This is a genomic window from Bacillus fonticola (assembly GCF_012955605.1).
GTDB classification, from domain to species: domain Bacteria; phylum Bacillota; class Bacilli; order Bacillales; family JC228; genus Bacillus_CG; species Bacillus_CG fonticola.
Genome location: NZ_CP052135.1, coordinates 1,713,683 through 1,736,667 on the forward strand (window position 1 = coordinate 1,713,683; position 22,985 = coordinate 1,736,667).

The window sequence follows — 22,985 nt, forward strand, 5'->3', positions numbered from 1 at the left end:
TATTTCGGCACCTCTTACTAACTCTTTTAACTTGGTGGGAACGTCAATTTTGTCCCTGGTGTGCATGTGTTAGTCAAGTAGTGGTTCGGGTCTGTTGAGAGCACTTGGACGACGCGGTACTGCCCGGTTGCTTCTCTTTCCACGAGCACCGGGATTCCTTGGAAGTTTCGTACTTCTTGGCTAGATCGTCCTGTTGAGGCGTCAAATAGGTTATCGGCATATACGAGATCGTCTGGCATTGTCGTGTAGAGGATCATTGGACCATTCCTTTTTGCTTTGTGCCTTTATGTGCATCCATCAATTTGTTTAGTTTTTGAATGGCTACGCCGATTCCTCCCACCTCATCTATAAGCCCGTATTTGACAGCGTCTTCTCCGACTACGTTCGTTCCGATATCGCGGGTTAAGTTTCCTTTTTCAAACATGAGTTCTTTAAACTTTTCTTCTTCGATATTGGAGTGTTTTATGACAAAGTTCATTACCCGTTCCTGCATTTTGTCTAAGTATTCGAAAGTTTGTGGGACGCCGATGACGAGTCCTGTTAAGCGTACAGGGTGGATGGTCATCGTGGCTGTTTCCACAATAAAGCTGTAATCACACGATGTGGCGATCGGGACGCCGATGGAATGTCCGCCACCAAGAACGATGGAAACGGTCGGTTTGGACAGTGACGCCAGCATTTCTGAAAGAGCAAGACCTGCTTCGACGTCTCCACCTACAGTATTTAACAGAACGAGCAGCCCTTCAATGTTTGGATTTTGTTCAATGGCCACAATTTGGGGAATGACATGTTCATACTTTGTCGTTTTGTTTTGAGGGGGTAGTTGCATGTGCCCCTCAATTTGTCCGACGATAGACAACACATGAATCCGCGAATCTGGTGGCATTTGTGGTACGTTCGTTTGTCCTAGTTGTTGAATTTTATCAACGATGCCTTCTTTTTTAGGCTCATCTTGATCCGTTGATTCGTTCATGTTCACTGACTGGTTTCCGTTCGGCTCATACGGTTGTGTCAAAAGAGACAGCTCCCTTCTTTACGTCTCACATTAGTATGAGCACGACGGTTACAAACCATGCAATCACTGGCGAATTTCAACAATGATAGGCAAAATGACAGGTCGTCGTTTTGTTGCGTCAAACAATTCTTTCTGTACTACATCTTTCACTTTTTGCTTCAAGTCAGCCCAATCATATATTGGTGACTGTGCTTCCACGAGCTCTGCCACCACATTGGTGATTCGCTCTAATAAAGCCGCAGACTGTTTTTTATAGACAAATCCTCTCGTGACACATTGCGGTTGGGCTGCGAGTAGTTTCGTCCGCGAGTGGAGCGGTATGACAATAGAAACAACCCCGTCCTCGCTCAGCCATTTGCGGTCGCGAAGAACGACTTGCCCAATGTCACCGACGCCTTTACCGTCTATGAACACGTGACCTTTCGTAACAGTTCCTTCTCGTTCGATGCCTTTTTGTCCATCACAAAGTAAGATGTCGCCTTTTTCCGGAAGCGCAGCATGAGACGGTTCTTTTTGCTGTCTCTCCCACAAAGACTGACAAGCTAATAGCATTTGATACTCACCGCCGAGTGGAATGCACTGTGCTGGTTGTAAAAATTCTAGTAACCACTCCAGTTCTCCTCGAGACGTTTGTTCTTCTCCACGGGTCGATTTCACTAGAGAATGGACGTCGACGTCTTTGCGATACAATTCGTTTACGTAACGGGAAAGCTGCACCTCTCGTCCCCAAAGCCAGTGCGTAAGCAGTAACACAACGTCCCCTTGTTGCAATCGATTCGTCCATTTCCGCAAGGCTTCATACGGTTCTTCTTCTCTTCCTACAAACACATGCAATACGGCGTCGCTCGGCAGTAGCTTTGCCTTTTGCGGAGGGACTACATACCCTTCGTCTTTCCATTGTGGGTTGTATTGAAATAGCCCTTTGACGAAGGCGCTCGTCCGCTTTCCGTGAAACGTTACTTTTCGTCCGACTCGGTTGGCCACTTCTAGTAGTTGAAAAATACGCTTTGTGTCTTGTTCATGGATCGTAGCGAGCACCGTTTGCTCCGCTTGTTCGACCCAATTTTCAAGTTGGGCGGTAACGGATGAATACGTACGTTTTGGTCCCGTATTCGTGAGACCTATCGTTTCAGGCAACAAAAGGCGCACCCTTTCAGCTCCCAATTGTTGTAGCACGCGCATATCTGTGCGAAAGGGCGCTTTTTCCCCAGGTTGGAGCGACATCGTTCCGGTGTACACGACCCAGCCTTCATCCGTATGGAAACCATAGCCGCAAGAACCAATGGTTAGCGTGCTGGTGGCAAACGGGCGAATCTTCGTATTGCCTACTTGAAAGACGTCACCGGAAGTCACCTCTTGGAACGTATTCGAGCGGACGGGTACTTCATGCTCTTGACACCAACGTTTCGCTTGTTGAATCGTTTCCTTTGTCGCAAACACTTTCGTATGTATCACTTGCAAAAGAATCGGCAACGCGCCGAAATGAGCTGGATCTGCCTTTGTCAGGAAAATCCCCTTCACACGCTGGCTTCGTTCTACTATCGGTGTTAAGTCTGGAATGACACGATCGACCCCAAGCATTTCTTGTTCTGGACGTAGCTGACCACTATCCAAAATAAACACGTCTTCGTCCACTTCTAAAAGGGTGAGGTGGTTTTCTCGTTCTTCTACTCCACCAAGTGGAATCACTCGTACTGCTGTTTTCGTTAACTTATTCACAATCTTTTACCCCTTCCACATGTTTCCACTCAAAGTGGGCACAATAGAAAGCCACCCAGTTCGATCGATTGGGTGGCACTTTAAGTTTCTCCCATGTGTCTTGTTGTTTATTTTTGGCTCTTTTTGTATCCTTTGTTGTTTTTACTATACAGTAATCTCATGATGTGACGTAATGAAGAAACTGTGGAATACGCTGCGGAAATACACTTCGCTTTCCGTAGGCTTCGCGCTGAGCCTCCTCGCGAGCAAAGTACGCTCACTGCGGAGGCCCACAGGACGTAGGTCAGAAAGGCGTTGCTACAGGACGTGGCGCCCTTAGCCTTTCCTCCACTTCATCGTCTTCGCTTTCCCACAGGAGTCTACGAGTATTTCCTCCACTAGTATCGAGCTTAATATTTAGTAATTAAATAACGGAACCAGTGTCCGTACACCTTCGAAAACAACATGATTTTCATTGAATAGCGGAACCAATGTCCGTTCGAAACAGGATAGGCAATAGCCCAAGCGAGCACTATACCAAAGTATCGGTGCCTCTTTGTTTCTGAAAAATTCAAGTACCCATTGAACGGCATCTGGAGTGAACAATACCAACTGTTCAGAAGGTTGAGGTAATAAGTTCAATATTAGTAAGGAAATACACATGGATTCCTTAAAAATGTACTCAGCATTTTCTTTGTGTAATGTAATTTAAAACCAGCGGAGGAAATACACGTAGACTCCTGCGGGATCAGCGGGACAGGTGAGACCCCCGCAAGAGCGCAGCGATGAGGAGGCTCACCGCCCGCCCCGCGGAAAGCGAAGTGTATTTCCGGAGCGGTTCGTAACTCTTAAATGAATTGCATTACGCCGCATCATATAGCTACTGTGTAAAGAGATTTCATTAAAAAAGCAACAATCTTTTAGTAAACAGCCTTATTTTTTAATAAAACGGTGTCAGCACTTCGGTGAGCGACTGGCGTTCCTTCTCATCAAGAGGAAGCAGTGGTAGCCGAACCGTGCCTACGTCGATTCCTTTTACTTGTAGAGCTGTTTTGACTGGTGCCGGGCTTGGCGCTGCAAACATCGCTTCCATCACCGGAAGCAACTTCCCGTTCCAGACGGCTGCTGAAGCTAAATCGCCTTCTTTTGCGGATGAGATCATGGTTTGCATTTCTTTGCCGATCACGTGAGAGGCGACGGAGATGATCCCCGTTGCACCGATCGCTACAGAAGGTAATGTTAACGCATCTTCTCCACTGTACACGAGAAAATCATCGCTCGTTTCGCGGATAATTTTTGTCATCGCACTTAAGTCACCGCTCGCTTCTTTGACTGCTACTACGTTTGGAAGCTTTGATAGCTCAATAATCGTCTCTGGTGTCATACTCGTAATCGTACGACCTGGTACGTTATACAGCATCACAGGAAGCGTTGTCTCACTTGCAACAGCCTCGACATGCTTCCTTATCCCAAGCTGCGACGGCTTGTTGTAATAAGGCGTCACGATCATGATGGCATCAACGCCTGTTCTTTCTGCTTCTTTCGTTAGCTCAACGGTTTGCTTCGTATTATTGCTTCCTGTTCCAGCTATAACCGGCACACGTCCGTCTACCACTTTTACAACGTGTGTAAACAAGGCAACTTTTTCTTCTTTTGTTAAAGTGGGTGATTCTCCAGTCGTACCGGCGACTACTAAGGAATCCGTTCCATTTTGCAACAAGTACTGTATTAATTGCGTCGTCTTTCCGAAATCGATGTTTTCTTTTCGATCAAACGGGGTCACCATCGCAGTTGAAACCGTTCCGAAATGGATCAATAGAATTCACTCCTCGTTTTGTACTGGTTCTTCTTCTAAATGGAACGCATCGTGTAGGGCGTTTACTGCATCCCTCAAGTCTTCTTGCTTCACAAGTACCCAAATCGTTGTATGGCTGTCCGCAGATTGTAAAATCCGAATGCCTTTATCACTCAAAGCACCGACAATTGTCGAGGTAACGCCGGGAACACCGGTCATGCCTGCGCCGACGACAGATACCTTCGCGCATCCCGTTTCAATTTGCGGGGAGTAGCCGAGCGACTCCAATACGTTACAAGCGCTTTTGGTCGCTTCTTCTGGGACGGTGTAGGTCACTCTGTTTGGTGAGATGTTAATGAAATCGACGCTAATTTGCGCTTGGGCCATCGCTTTAAACACGTTGGATTGCAAGTGATAATCGTCTTTTGGCGCGTCAACGCGAATTTGCGTAATGTTTGCGACGTGAGCAATTCCTGTGATAACTCGTTCTTTTACGTCTCTTGCTTGCCCCGTTTGCTCAATAGACGTCACCAGTGTGCCTACATTGTCTGAGTACGTTGATCGAATCCTTATCGGCACTTTTGCTTGCATCGCGATTTCAACTGCACGCGGATGAATGACTTTGGCTCCTTGGTAGGCCATATTACACACTTCATTATAGGTTACTTTTGAGAGCGGTCTAGCATGGTCAGCTAAGCGCGGATCGGCCGTCATGATGCCATCGACGTCAGTGAAAATATCAATCGACTCTGCTTGTAGTGCAACACCCAGTGCAGAAGCAGACGTATCGCTACCACCACGCCCAATTGTGGTCACGTCACCATTTCTCGCCACCCCTTGAAAACCTGCAACAACAACGACATCTTGTCGCTCCAGTACATGGAGTAGGCGTTCTGGCTTCATGTCAATTAGCTTGGCGTTCGTGTGGTCGGCGTTCGTGCGAAATCCCGCTTGCGCTCCAGAGAGGCTCGTCGCCTGCACACCTTCACGCTTCAATAAATGACTAAATACGACGCTACTAATCAATTCTCCTGTAGAAAGCAACGCATCCAGTTCACGTTTTTCGAGCAATTCGCGCTCTTCTTCTACAAGGGAGAGCAATGTATCTGTTGCGTATGGATCTCCCTTGCGCCCCATAGCAGAGACAACGACGACTACTTTGTAACCCTTTTCTATAGCCTGTTTCACATGACGTATCGCATGAGCGCGTGCTGTAGGATCTTTGACAGAAGTTCCACCAAATTTTTGTACAATGACCTTCATGTTGACACCTCTTGACAAGAGTGGGCGTTGAAGGGTCTTGGTGAGTTTTGACCCTTTCAACACATTTCATTATTAAACGAGCTCTCGTTTGATGAGCTCTTGTGCAATTTGTACAGAGTTATAGGCGGCCCCTTTTAGCAAATTGTCTGACACAACCCACATATGAAACACTTGTGGATCATCCATATCTTGACGAATGCGCCCAACAAATACATCCGGGTGCCCTACGGAAGCGAGCGGTGTTGGGTACACCTGTTCTTCAGGTTGATCCTGTACCGTAATTCCTGGCCCCTCTTCAAGAATTGCTTTCACTTGTTCACGAGTCGCCGCTTGTGACAAATGAACCGTCACCGATTCAGAGTGTCCTGTTACGATCGGTAAACGTACACACGTTGCTGCAACAGGTAGCAGAGGCAAGTGAAGAATTTTTTTCGTTTCGTTTATCATTTTCATTTCCTCAAATGTGAAACCATTTTCTTGGAATACATCGATTTGAGGAAGTGCGTTGAAAGCAATTGGATGGTGCTTGTCGGCTCCTTTTACAGGGAGTACGTTTGCTACTGGCTCTTCGCCGTTAAGCATTTGCGTAGATTGCGTTGTAAGCTCGTCGATAGCAGCTTGCCCCGCTCCTGATACGGCTTGATACGTAGAAACGACTACACGCTGGAGACCTAACTGCTGGCGTAGCGGTTCGAGCACCACCACCATTTGAATCGTAGAGCAGTTCGGATTGGCAATAATGCCGTTGTGGTTGTGAAGATCGTCTGCATTCACTTCAGGCACGACGAGTGGTACGTCCGGATCCATCCGAAAGGCACTCGTGTTATCGATCACAATCGCACCCCGATCGGTCGCTTCTTTCGCAAATTGCTTGGAGATCGAACCGCCTGCTGAAAATAAGGCGATGTCGACTCCTTCAAACGACTCTGGTTTCGCTTCTTGCACAGTATATGTGTTTCCTTGAAACTCAACTTGTTTCCCGCTAGAGCGTGCTGAGGAAAGCAAAGTTAATTGTGAAATAGGGAATTTGACTAAATCAAGCATTTTCAGCATTTGTTCGCCGACTGCACCAGTGGCTCCTAATATAGCAACGTGATACCCGTTTTGACGTGGCATAACATTCTTCCTTTCAATATGCGTGTCTATTCATTTTATCATAGATTTTGTCACGTTCCATCGAAAGAATTATGCCTTCTTCCATTTTTCGATCACAACGGGTTGTAATTGCTTACCTTCGAGGGCTTCTTCCACCGTTTCTTTTAGCTGTGTCATGTCAGATACCATGCTTTTCGGTTTGCCGTGTGGATCGTCTTGCCCATACGGAATAAAATAAATATCTTTTGTCGACATCAGTCTCATTAAGTTGACTCCGTTTAACCCAAGGCAATCATTCGAAGATATACCGAGCACGACTGGACGATAATTGCGTAACGTCGCTTTTGCAGCCATAAGAACCGGTGAGTCTGTCATCGCATTGGCAAATTTGCTCATTGAGTTACCTGTCATCGGGGCAATTACCATGACATCGAGCGGCATTTTCGGCCCTAAAGGCTCTGCGCCTACAATAGAATCGATCACTTTGCGCCCAGTTACTTCTTCAATACGCGCGACCCAGTCTTCTCCTTTGCCGAATCGGGTAGTTGTCGACTTCACCGTAAACGTCACGAGCGGAACGACGTCTGCTCCTGCGTCTACTAATCGTTTAATTTCTGGTAACACCGCGTCATAAGTACAATGAGAACCAGTTAGCCCAAATCCGATTCGCTTTCCTTTAACATCCATTTAAGAGGACTCCTTTCGTAATTTCGCTTCCTCGTCGATCAACTGACACAACACTTTTGCTAAAATTTGCCCTGCTGTTTTCGGAGCGACAATCCCTGGGAGACCAGGGGCTAATAGCGCTTTTATTCCGCGTTTTTCCGCATAGCGAAAATCCGTGCCGCCTGGCTTTGAGGCAAGGTCAATGATTAACGTATGGGTTGGCATTTTTGCGATGGCATTTGCTGTCACAACATGGGCAGGAATCGTATTAATACAAAGATCACACGTCTCAACTTCTTTGGATAAATCTTCTAAATGAAAAGGGGTTAACCCCATTTCGGTTATGCGCGCGAGCTGTTCCGTTTTGTGTGCGCCTACTTTTACGCGGGCGCCTAAGTTTGCAAAAGTACGCGCGACACTCATTCCGACTCTTCCTAATCCGAGAACGACGACTTCAGCTCCATGAATCGTAAAATCCGTGTGCTGAATGGCCATCATGATCGTTCCTTCAACCGTCGGAATCGAGTTGTAGATCGCGACATCGTCTCGGTCAAATAATTGAACGAGTTTTCGATTGGCGCGTTTCGTTACTTTTTCTAAATGATCAGTGGAGATGCCTGAATAGACGACGCAATGCTCTGGTGTTCTTGCGAGCGCCTCTTCGGTAAGGGTAATCGTTTCATGTGAGAAAATCGTATCTACCTCCCCATTAGCATTCGTGCCCGGAACAGGGAGAACAATCACATCTGTTTCTTCTAGTGGGGCGTCCTCGAGCGATTCCTTGCCGGCGCCCGAGAATGCATGATCTAATTGTTCAAAGCCGACCAATGTAAGCCTAGCGTCCATCTCGACAAACTTTCGCACGATCTCAAGCTGGCGCGCATCACCCCCGATGACAGTGATGTGGATTCCCGTCAACATACACTTCATCACCTCTTTCTCTTGTTACGTGCTTCTTGAGTCAGTCTATGAGAAGGGCTGTAAAACGGTGCGAGACAGGAGGGAAAAATCAAAAAGTACGGAGAGGAAATCGCGGCGTGGTCTTTTGTATGGGACGGAGTCTGAGCAAATTGCTCTGAGTCTGCGTATTCCGCCATGAGTCTGCGTATTTCGCCATGAGTCTGCGTATCACGCTCTGAGTCTGCGCATTCCGCTCTGAGTCTGCGCATTCCGCCATGAGTCTGCGCATTCCGCTCTGAGTCTGCGCATTCCGCCATGAGTCTGCGTATTCTGCCATGAGTCTGAGCATTCCGCTCTGAGTCTGCGCATCACGCTCTGAGTCTGCGTATTCCGCTCTGAGTCTGCGTATTCCGCCATGAGTCTGCGCATTCCGCTCTGAGTCTGCGCATCACGCTCTGAGTCTGAGCAAATCGCTCTGAGTCTGCGTATTCCGCCATGAGTCTGCGTATTCTGCCATGAGTCTGAGCATTCCGCTCTGAGTCTGCGCATCACGCTCTGAGTCTGCGTATTCCGCCATGAGTCTGCGCATTCCGCCATGAGTCTGCGCATCTCGCTCTGAGTCTGCGTATTCTGCCATGAGTCTGCGCATCTCGCTCTGAGTCTGCGCATTCCGCCATGAGTCTGCGCATCACGCTCTGAGTCTGCGCATCACGCTCTGAGTCTGCGTATTCCGCTCTGAGTCTGCGTATTCCGCCATGAGTCTGCGCATTCCGCTCTGAGTCTGCGCATCACGCTCTGAGTCTGAGCAAATCGCTCTGAGTCTGCGTATTCCGCCATGAGTCTGCGTATTCTGCCATGAGTCTGAGCATTCCGCTCTGAGTCTGCGCATCACGCTCTGAGTCTGCGTATTCCGCCATGAGTCTGCGCATTCCGCCATGAGTCTGCGCATCTCGCTCTGAGTCTGCGTATTCTGCCATGAGTCTGCGCATCTCGCTCTGAGTCTGCGCATTCCGCCATGAGTCTGCGCATCACGCTCTGAGTCTGCGCATCTCGCTCTGAGTCTGCGTATTCCGCCATGAGTCTGCGTATCACGCTCTGAGTCTGCGCATTCCGCTCTGAGTCTGCGCATTCCGCTCTGAGTCTGCGCATTCCGCCATGAGTCTGCGCATTCCTCTCTGAGTCTGCGCATTCCGCCATGAGTCTGCGCATCACGCTCTGAGTCTGCGTATTCCGCCATGAGTCTGCGCATCTCGCTCTGAGTCTGAGCATTTCGCCATGAGTCTGCGTATTCCGCCATGAGTCTGCGTATTCCGCCATGAGTCTGCGTATTCCGCCATGAGTCTGCGTATTCCGCCATGAGTCTGCGTATTCTGCCATGAGTCTGCGCATCACGCTCTGAGTCTGCGCATTCCGCCATGAGTCTGCGCATCACGCCATGAGTCTGCGCATTTGGGTGGGGTACTGGTTCGCTGCTCCTAAGTCTGGATCTACGCTTAAGAGTCACTCCTGCACTTGAAGCCTGGGCCCCACTACTCACATTTTGCTATAAAAAAATGGACCCACCCTAACGTGGATCCACTTCACAACTAATATCTATCTTCATTATCTGTTTCGTAATGCGGAAACTTCATCATCACCATTTCATTTCCGATCGTTTGGATGTTGCGCCACGGAACACGGATTTCGTTCGATCCTTTTTTAAAGCCACGCCACTTCCCTGTAGGAATGAGCAGGGCTTCGATTCGACCTTGTTCGTTAATTTCTAAATCTGTCTCACCGAGGACGCCCATTCGTTCGGCTCGTTCTACGTCGATAATTTCTTTACCGCTCAGTTCGCTTAATCTCACTCGCATCGCCTCCCATACTTTCACTGTATACAAGCCGCGAGAAATTTATGATAAGCAAGCGCGCCATCTTAAAACTCGCAAAGGAACTAGCGAGAGACTCGTCTACTCTTTTGGGCTTACAATGCTTACCGCGTATTGATCCGTAAACACTTGGTGGGCGATTCGAGACACATCAGCCATCGTAACGGCGTCGATTTGTTGAACGAGTTCATCCAACGTACGATGTCTTCCGAGAACGAGTTCGTTTTTTCCGTTTCGACTCATGCGCCCGTTTGTGCTTTCCAGACCGAGCATCAAGTTCCCTTTGAGCTGTTCTTTGCAGTTCATCAATTCCTTATCGGTAAATCCTGTTTCCTTTACTGTAGCAAGCGTCTTTTCAATCGTTGACACGAGTTCCTCCAGACGGTTTGCACCGGTGCCACCATAAATTGTAACGGATCCACTGTCTTCATAGGCGGTGTGATAGGAAAAGATCGAATAGGCTAATCCCCGTTCTTCACGGACTTCTTGGAAAAGTCGGGAGCTCATGCTACCCCCGAGCATATTGTTTAACACGATGAGACTGAACATATCTACGTGACCCACTTGCAACCCTTCAAAACCGAGACAAACGTGGGCTTGTTCTGTTTCTTTTTTGCGGTGGATGCGCGTCGGTAAAAATTGTGGTTGTTGCACGTTGCGTTGTTTTTTCGGCCCTTGGAAGTGTCCGAATAACGATTCCACTTGCTTCAAAAATGACTCGTCGACATTCCCAGCGATAGAGATGACGACGGTGTCAGGCGAGTACGTTTCTTTTTGATAGTCAAATAACGATTGTTGTGTAAAACTACCTACTGTTTTGTCTGTGCCTAAAATGGGTAGAGCGAGCGGGTGGTCTCCGTAAGATGCTTCGCTTAGTAAGTCGTGCACAATGTCGTCTGGTGTGTCGTCTACCATTTTGATTTCTTCAAACACAACCTGCTTTTCTTTTTCGATTTCTTCTTCTGCAAATGTAGAGTTAAAAAACATGTCTGAAAGTACGTCTAACGCCTTATCTGCATGTGTATCCAACACTTTGGCGTAGTAACATGTATACTCCTTTGATGTAAACGCATTGACTTGTCCACCGATCGAATCGAACGCTTCGGCAATATCGCGGGCTGTTCGCGTTTTCGTTCCCTTGAATAACATATGTTCTAAGAAGTGCGAGACACCGTTGAGTTCAGTTGTTTCAAACCGGGATCCCGTTCCGATCCATACGCCGATTGCGACTGAACGTACTGTGGGGATATTTTCTAAGACGACTCGCAATCCGTTTGGAAGAGTTGTTCTATGTATCAAAGAAATTTCCTCCTTCTTTTCGCTGAAGCGGGCTCAAGTTGACTATTGACGTGAAGTTCCTTTAGGACGTCGCTCTGATAGAATATCAGATACTGTTCCAATAGAAAATCCTTTATCTTGAACCGCTTTTATCATGTTGGGCAAAGCTTTCACGGTTTCTTCTGTCGGGTGCATCAAGACGATTGCTCCTGGGTGAATTTTTGACTGGATTCGTTGGACTATTGTAGCAGGAGTGGGGTGCTGCCAATCAATGGTATCGACACTCCACAAAACGGTCTCCATATTTAAACGGTCAGCTACTGTCACAGTGCTCTGTTGATAACTCCCACTAGGCGGGGCAAACAACGTCGGTTTTACGTCGATAGCTGCCTCAATCGTTTCGTTCGTTTTCTTCATATTTTGGTATGCTTCTTCTTCTGATAGCTTAGCAAAATCTGCATGATTCATGGAATGATTGCCTATTTCGTGTCCTGCTTCGACAAGGTATTTGGCAACATCGCTATTATTACGCGTCCAGTTGCCTTCTAAAAAAAAAGTAACTTGTATGTTTTCTTCTTTCAAAATACGCAAAATAGCGGGCAGCTGGTCTTCTCCCCATGCGACATTAATCCCAAATGCGACTTGCGGATTTTCAGGATTTCCTCGATAAATTGGACCCGCAGGCAAATCATCGAGGGTCACTTTCGGGGGGATTTCTTCATAGACGACAAGCTCTTCTTCAAAACTTCCCACTTTTTTCATCCGTTTATACGTTTCTTCTTCATTTACTTTGAGCCCGTAGTAGCCAGGTTGTTTTTTCCAAACTGGGTGCATGACCGCATCCTGGGCGGGTTCGTATTCTTCTTCGGCAAAAAGAGCGATCTGTTCGCGTAAAGAAGCCTCCTTCACTGAAACCGTTGCGGTTTGATTAAGCAAAGAAAGCGGTGTGCTCATGACGATGAGTACACCGAACAAAAACATCAGTAACCTAATCCAATTCGATGATGGCATACGTCATCCTCCTCTTTTTTCAGTTTATGAAAAGAGAGGACAAGGTAGAACTCGCCCATCGTGTCAACGTATTGCTATATGCTTCACAGGCATCTAAGTCCTGACCGCGGATACCCCACTTGAACTCCGGTATCCGCCACCTATATCGCAAAAAAACTCGGCAGCTCCCGAGTTTTCGTTCTTTGCATGATGTAATTAAGGTTCACTAGACTACTGATCGCTAGTGGCCTTCTCTTTTTGCTCACGTAACACGACTTTACGTGATAAGTTGACACGACCTTGTCTATCGATTTCGATGACTTTTACGAGTAGTTCATCCCCGATAGAAAGTGCATCTTCCACTTTGTTTATCCGTTCTTCTGCAATTTCTGAAATGTGCAGAAGTCCATCTTTTCCAGCAAAGATTTCTAAGAAAGCGCCGAATTTTTCGATACGTTTGACTTTCCCTAAATACATTTCACCGACGCCTACTTCACGAACGAGGTCTTCGATGATTTTCTTCGCCTTCTCGTTCATCTCTTGGTCAGTAGAAGAAATGAAGACCGTACCATCTTGCTCGATATCAATTTTCACGCCAGTTTCTTCAATGATTTTGTTGATTTGTTTTCCGCTTGGTCCGATTACATCGCGAATTTTGTCAGGCTTGATCGCCATTTGCAAAATCTTCGGTGCGTATGGAGATAGCTGTTCACGTGAAGTTGAGATCGTGCTCACCATGTGCTCCAAGATGTGCAAACGACCTTTACGTGCTTGCGTGAGTGCTTCTTCTAAAATCTCACGGGATAACCCGTCAATTTTAATGTCCATTTGGAGTGCTGTCACGCCATCTTTCGTACCCGCAACTTTAAAGTCCATATCACCAAGATGGTCTTCCATCCCTTGAATGTCCGTTAAAATCGTGTAGTCGTCACCTTTTTTAACAAGACCCATTGCGATACCAGCAACTGGTGCCTTGATCGGTACTCCAGCGTCCATCATCGCCATTGTGCTCGCGCAAATGCTTGCTTGAGACGTTGATCCGTTTGATTCAATAACTTCCGATACGAGACGAATCGTATAAGGGAATTTATTTTCAGATGGAATAACGGGATCGAGTGCACGTTCTCCAAGCGCACCATGACCAATTTCGCGTCGACCAGGTCCACGAATTGGGCCAGTTTCTCCAACTGAGAATTGTGGGAAGTTATAGTGGTGCATAAATCGTTTAGACTCTTCAGTGCCGAGCCCGTCCAAAATTTGAACGTCGCCTAATGCACCAAGTGTACAGATGCTGAGCGCTTGCGTTTGTCCGCGAGTGAAAAGGCCTGAACCGTGCGTTCTAGGAAGAATCCCTACTTCCGAAGAAAGCGGTCGAATTTCGTCCACACCACGACCGTCTGGACGCACTTTTTCTTCTGTAATTAAACGACGCACTTCTTCTTTTACGAGGTTATTAAGCACCTCTTTGACTTGTTTGAGTGTTGCTTCCTCTGCTTCCTCAAACTGAGCAAGAACAGCCTCTTTTACGCTTGAGATGGCAGCTTCTCTTGCATGCTTCTCTACTACTTGCACCGCTTTTGTCAAATCAGTTTCACAGCGTGCGCGGATGTCTTTTTCGATATCTGCGTCTACTTTGTGCAATTTGATGTCCATTTTTTCCGGCTGCAGTGCATCTGCTATTTTTTGTTGGAAAGCAACGAGACGTTTAATCTCCTCGTGTCCGAACATAATCGCTTCTAACATGACTTCTTCTGGAACTTCATTAGCCCCTGCTTCTACCATGTTGACAGCGTCTTTTGTACCGGCAACTGTCAGGTCAATGTCACTCTTCTCCAGCTGTTCAACAGTTGGATTGATAACGAATTTTCCGTCGACACGACCTACAATGACACCCGCAATCGGACCACCGAATGGGATGTTCGATGTCATTAATGCGAGGGAACTTCCTAACATAGCAGCCATTTCACTAGAATAGTTCTGCTCTACGCTCATAACGATACTGATTACTTGGACATCATTGCGAAATCCGTCAGGGAACAAAGGTCGGATGGGACGGTCAATCAAACGGCTAGCTAATATCGCCTTTTCGCTCGGCCGCCCTTCCCTTTTAATAAATCCTCCTGGAATTTTCCCTACCGCATACAAACGCTCTTCGTAGTTCACTGTTAGTGGGAAGAAATCCAATGGTTTCGGTTCTTTTGAAGCTGTTGCTGTACTTAACACGACCGTATCGCCGTAACGTACAAGCACTGAGCCGTTCGCTTGTTTGGCGAGCTGACCAACTTCAACCGTCAATGAGCCATTCGCCCATTCGGTTTGAAACACTTGTTTAGTTTGTTCCATCATCGCTTCTGTGCTCCTCTCTTCAACGTTCTTAATATGTATGTTTTCACAAAAAAAAGACACTGTATACGAGTTTCTACCTTATTTTTGCGCAAACTATGAAAAAAGCGGGATTTCTCCCGCTTTTTGTAGGTAACTTATCGACGAAGACCAAGGCTGTTGATTAGTTCACGATAACGTTGTACTTCGTTATTACGCAAATAAGTCAAAAGGTTACGACGCTTACCAACCATTTTCATCAAACCACGACGAGAATGGTGATCTTTCTTGTGCGTACGCAAGTGGTCATTCAAATTGTTAATCTCTTCTGTAAGGACTGCAATTTGAACCTCTGGAGAACCAGTATCCTCAGCGTGAGTACGGTACTCTTCGATTAGTTCGCGTTTGCGTTCTTGTGTAATAGCCATTCTAGTCACCTCCTCTAATCATAGAATCCCCAATTGCTGAGCCGGCGTCGGAGAAATCGCGTAGCCAAGCAACGGTTGTGTGTACTTTAGTACGAAAATAAGCATACACTTTCCGACAATAAAAAGCAAGCGCTGCTAGGTGTTTGTCACCTTGAGAGGTCACATGTTTGTCGTGTTAAAATACGCTCTGGCATCCTCGCAATCTTGGTTGATTTGGGCGATCAATTCATCGACGCCTGAAAAGCGCTGTTCATTACGCAAACGTTTATGCCACTGCACCGTCACTGTCTGCCCATAAATCGTTTGCGAAAAAGAGAAAATATGAACTTCTACATGGGGTCTGTACGTTTGCTTGGAGTGGAACGTCGGTTTAAAGCCTACATTACAAACTCCTTCATACCACGTATCATCTACGCGAATCCGCACAGCATACACACCGACAGGAGGCAAAATATAATCGGTGGACACCTTCACGTTCGCAGTCGGAAAGCCGATCGTCCTTCCACGCTTCTCTCCGTCTATGACAATGCCGCTCGTTTCGTATTGTCGCCCAAGAAATTGAGGCACTTCCTCCATTACCCCTTGACTAAGCAAAGAACGTATATGGGTCGAACTGACCTTCAATCCGTCGATTGTGATTTTTCCAACTGTTGTTTGCGTAAATTGGTCTCTTGCATGAAATGACAGCGTCTCCATCGTTCCTTTCCCGAAAGAACCGTACGTAAAGTCAAAGCCTGCCACCACGTGCTCTATGTGCAAACCAATAATATACTCATCTACAAATTGTTGTGGCTGTAGTTTCGAAAAGACCTTTGAAAACTCAACGACAAAGATGACGTCTACACCGAGTTCGGCGATGTGTTTCATTTTGTCTTCAATCGGTGTAATAGCTTCTACACGCTGTACATCCCTTTGTAGGACGATGCTTGGATGTGGGTCAAACGTCATAACCGCAGACTGTATCCCTCTAGCCTTCGCTTCTTGCTGTGCAGTGCGGATAACTTTTTTGTGCCCAATATGGACACCATCAAAAAAACCGAGTGCACAAACAAGAGGTGGCAATTCATCTTTTTTCAGTTGATGAGGATGTGATAATCGATAAACCTTCACCGTTCTTGCTCCCTTCCCATTGGCAAGCTGGCTCGCGGGATGCGAGTGCTGCCAAGGTTCCTCTGTTCTACTTCTATAGTAGTAACGCTGTTTTATTGAATTCACTCATCTCTTACAAATACTTTCTTAGGCTTCACAAAGTCTGTCTTGGTGGGGTGCTCTTGGTAGATTGCGATTGCTTTCCCCTGCTTGGTTTCGGCGACCACTTCTCTTGCTCCCACTGGCCAATCAGTTGCTACATCAACTTTATGTAGTTTCGCACCGTTTTCAACACTCGATGTCAATGTATCAGAAATGACCCACTTCGGCAAATGCAAAAGCCCGTCTTCAATCGGTCGCAGCCATTTTATGCGTTCTTCCATATCGATGTCAGTTAGAGATTGAAGCGTGACACATTCATCAGCTGTAAACCCAGCAGCCTCTGTTCTTGTTAGTTGTGACATATGAGCAGGAACTCCGAGCGCTTCACCGATTGCAACAGCTAGCGTACGTACGTAGGTCCCTTTAGAGCAACGAACTCGGAATGAGAACGTGACTTGCTCGTCGTTCAGTTCCGGTGAGTCTAGTCGTTCAAATTTGTAAATATGGACGTGTCTGGTCGGACGTTCGACGACTTGTCCTGCTCGAGCATACTCGTACAATTTTTTACCATTCACTTTTACAGCAGAGTACATGGGGGGCGTTTGTGAGATGGTTCCCGTTAACGAAAGGAGGGCGAAGTCGATCTCCTCAAGTGGAGGGAGCTTCGTAAGCGGTGTTCGTTCAACGATAGCACCGGTTGCATCCTCCGTTGTTGTCGCATAGCCAAGGGTCACTTCTCCTTCGTATGTTTTAGGCTGTGCAATGAGTTCTTCCACGATCCGGGTCGCGTGACCGATGCAAATAGGAAGCACGCCATCCACCTCAGGATCGAGGGTACCCGTATGCCCAACCCTCTTTGTGCCAAACAATTTTCTCAGCTTCCATACACAATCATGGGAGGTCATGCCTTTTGGCTTCCAAAATGGCAAAATTCCGTTCACTTTGCTGTTCACCTCGCTGGTTATAGTGTGGGGGGCAACCGATGTAGGGGGATAGCCGATTCATCACGTTAGCGTCGGGTTTATCCTCAAATGGATCCGGTTATCAATCAAAACCTTAAATTTATCCACAAATCGGTGGCTTTGTCTATCAAAACATCCATTTTATTAATCAACATCCGATTTCCATACTAGCTGCCAAACATGAAAAAGGAGGACCGGCGCGTGCCAGTCCTCAATCTTCTCTGTGCAACTCGTGCAACAGTGTGTCGATGCGATTGCCTTTTTCCATGACATCGTCGACTTCGAACAAAATTTCCGGTGTTTTGCGTAAGCGGATACGGGCTCCGATTTCAGAGCGGATGAATCCTGTCGCTTTACCAAGTGCTTTTAGTGTCGCTTCTTTTTTCTCTTCGTCACCAAGGATCGAAACGTACACTTTTGCTTGTTGCAAATCACCGGTTACCCGTACGTCCGTCACTGTTACGAACCCGACGCGTGGGTCTTTTACTTTTCGTCCGATAATGTCGCTAAGTTCTTTTTTCATTTGTTCTGCTACGCGATGTGAACGAACATTCACTACTCGTCACCTCAATTTTTCTTTGCAGGTCAAAGCCATTCTTGCTCAATCGATGTGGCTTCTAGATCGTGTTGCTGATCTAAATAATTGCAAACCCGCTGTACCATTTGTTCACACACTGTTTTTGAGCTTGCGATGGCAACAACGCCAAACTCGGCGCGTTGCCAAAGATCTTGATAGTCCAACTCACTTACAGCCATATTTTGCTGCCCACCTATATGAGCAAACAGTCGTTGCAAAACGGCTCTTTTCTCTTTTAAGGAGTGTGCGTTGTACAAGATCACCTCGACAGTCAAGCTGAGAATCACTTACGCTCAATCTCTTCCATCACGAATGCTTCGATGACGTCGCCTTCTTTGACGTCATTATAGTTTTTAATTGTCACGCCACATTCATACCCTTTAGCGACTTCTTTCGCATCATCTTTGTACCGTTTTAGTGTATCGATTTCGCCTTCAAAGACAACGATACCGTTACGAACAAGACGAATGCCGCTATCACGAGTAATCTTTCCTTCTGTGACAAAGCTACCGGCGATCGTACCAATGCGCGACACTTTAAATGTCTCACGTACTTCAGCTTGCCCAATAATCTTCTCTGCAAATTCAGGATCCAATAATCCTTTCATTGCCGATTCGATTTCTTCGATTATTTTGTAAATAATGCGATGGAGTCTAATGTCGACGTTTTCGGCTTCAGCAGCGCGTTTCGCGTTCACGTCTGGCCGAACGTTAAATCCGATAACAATGGCATTAGAAGCAGCGGCCAAAATGATATCAGACTCATTAATGGCACCAACACCTGTATGAACAATTTTTACATTTACACCTTCTACTTCTAATTTATTCAATGCAGCGGCAACTGCCTCTAAAGATCCTTGCACGTCAGCTTTCAAGACGATGTGTAAATCTTTCATCTCACCTTGTTTCATTTGATCGAACAAGTTGTCTAGCGTAACGCGTGATTTTTCACTGCGTTGTGCCTGGACTGCTTGGGAAGCACGAGTCTCCCCAACAGAGCGAGCTGTTTTCTCGTCTGCAAATACGACAAATCGATCTCCGGCTTGTGGCACATCGTTCAAACCTGTGATTTCAACTGGCGTAGACGGTCCCACTTGTTTCACACGGCGACCAAGGTCATTCACCATGGCACGAACACGACCAAACGTATGCCCAACAACGATTGGATCTCCTATACGGAGAGTACCATTTTGAACAAGTAATGTAGCGACGGATCCACGTCCTTTGTCGAGTTGCGCTTCAATAACGGTTCCTGTCGCCCGACGGTTCGGATTCGCTTTTAGCTCTCCCACTTCACTAACGAGAAGAATCATTTCAAGAAGAGAATCAATCCCTTCTCCATTCAAAGCAGAAAGAGGAACGAAGATGGTATCTCCACCCCATGCTTCTGGGATGAGTCCGTGATCTGATAGTTCTTGCATGACACGATCAGGGTTCGCACCAAGTTTGTCCATTTTATTCACAGCTACTATAATTGGTACTTCAGCTGCTTTTGCGTGGTTGATCGCTTCCACTGTTTGCGGCATTACACCGTCATCGGCTGCTACTACAAGAATCGTTATATCTGTAATACTCGCACCACGAGCTCGCATCGTCGTAAAGGCAGCGTGTCCCGGTGTATCTAAAAAGGTAATGCGCTTTCCGTTACTTTCAATTTGGTAGGCACCGATGTGTTGCGTAATTCCGCCTGCTTCGCCTGCTGTTACTTTCGTATGGCGAATGGAGTCAAGAAGGGTCGTTTTTCCGTGGTCAACGTGTCCCATGATCGTCACGACAGAAGGACGCTCAACAAGGTTGGCTTCGTCATCTTCTTCCTCAAAATGCACATCAAGGTCCGTTACGTCCACGACGATTTCTTCTTCCACTTCCACACCGTAGTCTGTACAAATTAATTCAATCGCATCTTTATCAAGCTCTTGGTTAATCGTTGCCATGACCCCGAGCATGAAGAGCTTTTTAATAATTTCAGACGGCTCGCGGTGTAGCTTTTTTGCTAGTTCACTAACGGTCAATGATTGTTGGAACGTAATTTTTTCTGGAAGCTCTTTCTGCTTCCGCGGTGTAGGTGGTTGCTGTTGTTGGCGTTGCGGTTTTTGGTTCCCTCTACCACCTGGACGGTTTTGTTTCTTTCCTTTAGCATTACCGCCGTTTGGTCTTTGATTATTACCTCTAGGACCGTTAGAAGTGAATACCTTCTTCTCAGATGAGTTTCGGTCTTTCTCAGACTTCTTGCTATCTTGGCCACTAGCAGTAGGTTTTTTTGGTTTAGGTTTGTTATCCCCTGCACCTTTCTCGTCTTCTTTTGCTGGACGAGCTTTGGCGTGAACTTTCGGTTTTTCTTGAGCAGGCTGTGAAGCTTTTGGCTTCATGGCCGCATCTAATTTTGTCACGATGTTGTCTTCAATCGTAGACATATGATTCGAAACGTCGACTCCTAAATCCTTCAACTTAGTAATTACGTTTTTTGAAGAGATATTGTGTTTTTTTGCGTATTCATATACACGCATTTTACTCATCGTTTCACCCCCGAGACTTTTCATCAAGCCGTTTACATAAGCTGTCTCCAAACCCTTTGTCTGTCACACCGACAACGACGCGGGCGGGCTTCCCTATAGCGTTACCTAGAGATTCTCGATCGGCAACACGGCGAAGTGGGACACCGTACGAGGTACATTTGTTTGTAACCTTCTTCACGGTGTTCTCAGAAGCATCTGAGGAAAGCAACACAAGAGAAACCTTCCGCTTCCGAACCTCACCAATTACCAATTCCTCTCCAGAGACAACCTTTCGCGCTCGATACGCTAAACCTAAAAGCGACATCCATGCTTCGTCGTTCATGTTTGTCATAGGTTCTCCTTTTCCACAAATTGCAACAACTCATCGTATAGCGACGGTTGCACGTTGGTTTGTAGGTGGTGTGAGAGAACATTTTTTTGTTTTGCGAGTTTGACTGCCTGCTCAGTCTTTGATACGTAGGCACCTCGACCGGACTTTTTTCCGGTTGGGTCGATGAGCAGTTCGCCCTCTTTCGTCCGAACGATTCTTACCATCTCTTTTTTCGGACGCATTTCCCCTGTCGCTACACACTTTCTCATCGGAATTTTCTTTTGATGAGCCAACGCATTCACCTCTTTTTTCTTCATCGATCCGTATTACTTCACGTCGTTTTCTTCCTCAAATGATCCTTCAAGGAATTCATCTTCCTCGAATGTTTCCTCATCGGCGACGACTTCTTCAGGTTTCCCTGCATTTCCAGGCCGAGGATAAATACCGAGCTCACGGGCATCCGTTTCAGACTTAATATCGATTTTCCAGCCGGTTAACTTAGCAGCTAATCGAGCATTTTGTCCGCGTTTTCCAATCGCCAATGACAGTTGATAGTCAGGCACGATAACAGTGGTCGCTGTTTGATCCTCGTTCACAAGAACGTCAACCACTTTAGAAGGGCTAAGTGCGTTCGCGACAAATTTAACTGGATCGGTAGAATATTCAACGATATCAATCTTCTCACCCTTTAATTCGCTCACGATTGTTTGTACGCGAGAACCTCTTGGTCCTACGCAAGCACCGACTGGATCTACGTCTTCGCTTCCGGAATAGACAGAGATTTTCGATCGATCTCCCGCCTCTCGAGCAACCGAACGAATCTCTACAGTCCCATCGTAAATCTCTGGAACTTCCATCTCAAACAAACGCTTTAACAAACCTGGGTGTGTACGAGAAACGAAAATTTGCGGACCTTTTGTCGTACGGTCGACTTTCGTAATGAACACTTTCACACGGTCGTGAGGTTTCAAGGTTTCTGTTGGCATCTGTTCGTTGCTTGGCAACAACGCTTCTGCCTTCCCTAAACTTATATACGTGAACCGCCCATCTTGACGTTCGACAATGCCCGTCATGATATCTTCTTCACGATCGATGTACTCGGAATAAACAATCCCTCGCTCCGCCTCACGAACACGTTGAGTAACGACTTGCTTCGCCGTTTGTGCTGCGATTCGTCCGAAGTTACGTGGTGTTACCTCAATTTCCACCGTATCCCCAATTTCATAGGAAGGACTGATGTCATGCGCGTCCTCCAGACTAATCTCTAAACGAGGGTCAAACGCTTCTTCCACCACTTCTTTTCGTGCAAACACCCGCATCGATCCATTTCCGATATTAAAATCCACACGAACATTTTGTGCCTGGTGAAAGTTTCGCTTATACGCGGAGACTAAGGCTGCTTCTATTGCTTCTATGAGGACATCACGTGAAATGCCTTTTTCTTTTTCTAGCAGTGTTAAGGCATCCAACAGCTCACTGCTCATGCTATACTCCCCCTATCCTTACAAAATTCATCTTTTCTCATCTTCCATTCAATGAGTGATCATCCAAAGCTGACTGCTAAGCGAGCTTTCGCTACTTTATCAAAAGGAATGTCCACTTCTTTCATACGCGTTTTCACACGATGAGAGACTTTTAACACGCTTCCATCAAACGACGTCAACGTTCCTTCAAACGTTTTTTCACCATCAATGGCTTCGTACGTTTTAATATGAACCGTTTTCCCGATAGCCTTCTCAAAATCCTTTTCCTTCTTTAAAGGTCGTTCCGCACCTGGTGAGGCTACCTCTAAGAAGTATGGAAAAGGAATCGGATCCGCTTCATCGAGCTTCTCTCCTAGCTTTTCGCTCACTATACCGCACTCTTCAATGTCAATTCCGCCTTCTTTATCAACAAAAATACGCAAGTAATAGCTCTCGCCTTCTTTCACGTATTCAATGTCAACAAGTTCAAGACTGAGTTCTTCTAGAATGGGAAGGACCAACTGCTCTGTCGTTGTCGTTACTTCCGTCATGAGTCATCCCTCCTTCTCAGCGCTTTTCGCCGACTTTTTCATGAGGAGCAAGAACCTCGCTCACTAAAAAAGCACCCTATAACAAGACGAAAGAGTGG

At 46.6% G+C, this 22,985-nt stretch carries 22 protein-coding genes; all 22 read right to left on the minus strand.

Features of this window, described 5'->3' with window-relative positions; all coding sequences use genetic code 11:
• Positions 1-26: 26 nt before the first annotated feature.
• Complete coding sequence (locus tag HHK01_RS08370) at positions 27-257, minus strand: YlzJ-like family protein (RefSeq protein ID WP_170007357.1); 231 nt, start codon at positions 255-257, stop codon at positions 27-29.
• Entirely contained in the window at positions 254-973 is a 720-nt protein-coding gene (locus HHK01_RS08375; protein WP_170008726.1) for a ClpP family protease, read from the minus strand. The genes HHK01_RS08370 and HHK01_RS08375 overlap by 4 nt, the downstream gene beginning before the upstream one ends.
• A 105-nt stretch (positions 974-1,078) precedes the next feature.
• Positions 1,079-2,734 carry a ribonuclease J gene (locus HHK01_RS08380; RefSeq protein WP_170007358.1) on the minus strand — a complete coding sequence of 552 codons (1,656 nt, stop codon included), beginning with the start codon at positions 2,732-2,734 and terminating at the stop codon, positions 1,079-1,081.
• A 919-nt stretch (positions 2,735-3,653) separates the two neighbouring features.
• Positions 3,654-4,529 (minus strand): 4-hydroxy-tetrahydrodipicolinate synthase, encoded by an 876-nt coding sequence (dapA, locus tag HHK01_RS08385; RefSeq protein ID WP_170007359.1) that lies wholly within the window; start codon positions 4,527-4,529, stop codon positions 3,654-3,656.
• Positions 4,530-4,535: 6 nt separating this feature from the next.
• A complete protein-coding gene (dapG, locus tag HHK01_RS08390; protein ID WP_170007360.1) occupies positions 4,536-5,771 on the minus strand; it encodes an aspartate kinase in 1,236 nt (411 codons plus the stop codon).
• A 72-nt stretch (positions 5,772-5,843) separates the two neighbouring features.
• Complete coding sequence (locus HHK01_RS08395) at positions 5,844-6,887, minus strand: aspartate-semialdehyde dehydrogenase (RefSeq protein WP_170007361.1); 1,044 nt, start codon at positions 6,885-6,887, stop codon at positions 5,844-5,846.
• Positions 6,888-6,956: 69 nt separating this feature from the next.
• Entirely contained in the window at positions 6,957-7,553 is a 597-nt protein-coding gene (gene dpaB, locus HHK01_RS08400; RefSeq protein ID WP_170007362.1) for a dipicolinate synthase subunit B, read from the minus strand.
• Positions 7,554-8,453 carry a dipicolinic acid synthetase subunit A gene (gene dpaA / locus HHK01_RS08405; protein WP_170007363.1) on the minus strand — a complete coding sequence of 300 codons (900 nt, stop codon included), beginning with the start codon at positions 8,451-8,453 and terminating at the stop codon, positions 7,554-7,556.
• A 1,565-nt stretch (positions 8,454-10,018) separates the two neighbouring features.
• Positions 10,019-10,279: a YlmC/YmxH family sporulation protein gene (locus tag HHK01_RS08410; RefSeq protein WP_170007364.1), complete on the minus strand. Its 261-nt coding sequence runs from the start codon at positions 10,277-10,279 to the stop codon at positions 10,019-10,021.
• 102 nt (positions 10,280-10,381) lie between these two features.
• Positions 10,382-11,599: a M16 family metallopeptidase gene (locus tag HHK01_RS08415; RefSeq protein WP_170007365.1), complete on the minus strand. Its 1,218-nt coding sequence runs from the start codon at positions 11,597-11,599 to the stop codon at positions 10,382-10,384.
• A gap of 42 nt (positions 11,600-11,641) precedes the next feature.
• Entirely contained in the window at positions 11,642-12,589 is a 948-nt protein-coding gene (locus HHK01_RS08420) for a polysaccharide deacetylase family protein (protein WP_170007366.1), read from the minus strand.
• Positions 12,590-12,799: 210 nt separating this feature from the next.
• Positions 12,800-14,911, minus strand: coding sequence for a polyribonucleotide nucleotidyltransferase (gene pnp, locus HHK01_RS08425; protein WP_170008727.1), 2,112 nt, complete (start codon positions 14,909-14,911; stop codon positions 12,800-12,802).
• 137 nt (positions 14,912-15,048) lie between these two features.
• Positions 15,049-15,318 carry a 30S ribosomal protein S15 gene (rpsO, locus tag HHK01_RS08430; protein ID WP_170007367.1) on the minus strand — a complete coding sequence of 90 codons (270 nt, stop codon included), beginning with the start codon at positions 15,316-15,318 and terminating at the stop codon, positions 15,049-15,051.
• A gap of 159 nt (positions 15,319-15,477) precedes the next feature.
• The gene (ribF, locus tag HHK01_RS08435) at positions 15,478-16,428 is read right to left on the minus strand and encodes a bifunctional riboflavin kinase/FAD synthetase (protein ID WP_170007368.1); all 951 of its coding nucleotides are present in this window, start codon (positions 16,426-16,428) and stop codon (positions 15,478-15,480) included.
• A gap of 101 nt (positions 16,429-16,529) precedes the next feature.
• Positions 16,530-17,450 carry a tRNA pseudouridine(55) synthase TruB gene (gene truB, locus HHK01_RS08440; RefSeq protein WP_170007369.1) on the minus strand — a complete coding sequence of 307 codons (921 nt, stop codon included), beginning with the start codon at positions 17,448-17,450 and terminating at the stop codon, positions 16,530-16,532.
• Positions 17,451-17,682: 232 nt separating this feature from the next.
• Positions 17,683-18,027, minus strand: a complete 345-nt coding sequence (rbfA, locus tag HHK01_RS08445) for a 30S ribosome-binding factor RbfA (RefSeq protein WP_170007370.1) — start codon at positions 18,025-18,027, stop codon at positions 17,683-17,685.
• A gap of 29 nt (positions 18,028-18,056) precedes the next feature.
• Positions 18,057-18,335 carry a DUF503 domain-containing protein gene (locus HHK01_RS08450; protein WP_170007371.1) on the minus strand — a complete coding sequence of 93 codons (279 nt, stop codon included), beginning with the start codon at positions 18,333-18,335 and terminating at the stop codon, positions 18,057-18,059.
• A complete protein-coding gene (gene infB / locus HHK01_RS08455; protein ID WP_170007372.1) occupies positions 18,332-20,563 on the minus strand; it encodes a translation initiation factor IF-2 in 2,232 nt (743 codons plus the stop codon). Before infB ends, HHK01_RS08450 begins: the two co-directional genes overlap by 4 nt.
• 4 nt (positions 20,564-20,567) lie before the next feature.
• On the minus strand, positions 20,568-20,885 hold the full coding sequence (locus tag HHK01_RS08460; RefSeq protein WP_170008728.1) for a YlxQ family RNA-binding protein: 318 nt from the start codon (positions 20,883-20,885) through the stop codon (positions 20,568-20,570).
• Between the two features lie 5 nt (positions 20,886-20,890).
• The gene (rnpM, locus tag HHK01_RS08465; protein WP_170007373.1) at positions 20,891-21,166 is read right to left on the minus strand and encodes an RNase P modulator RnpM; all 276 of its coding nucleotides are present in this window, start codon (positions 21,164-21,166) and stop codon (positions 20,891-20,893) included.
• Positions 21,167-21,199: 33 nt separating this feature from the next.
• A complete protein-coding gene (gene nusA / locus HHK01_RS08470; protein ID WP_170007374.1) occupies positions 21,200-22,357 on the minus strand; it encodes a transcription termination factor NusA in 1,158 nt (385 codons plus the stop codon).
• Positions 22,358-22,416: 59 nt separating this feature from the next.
• Positions 22,417-22,887 (minus strand): ribosome maturation factor RimP, encoded by a 471-nt coding sequence (gene rimP / locus HHK01_RS08475; protein ID WP_170007375.1) that lies wholly within the window; start codon positions 22,885-22,887, stop codon positions 22,417-22,419.
• Positions 22,888-22,985: the final 98 nt, after the last annotated feature.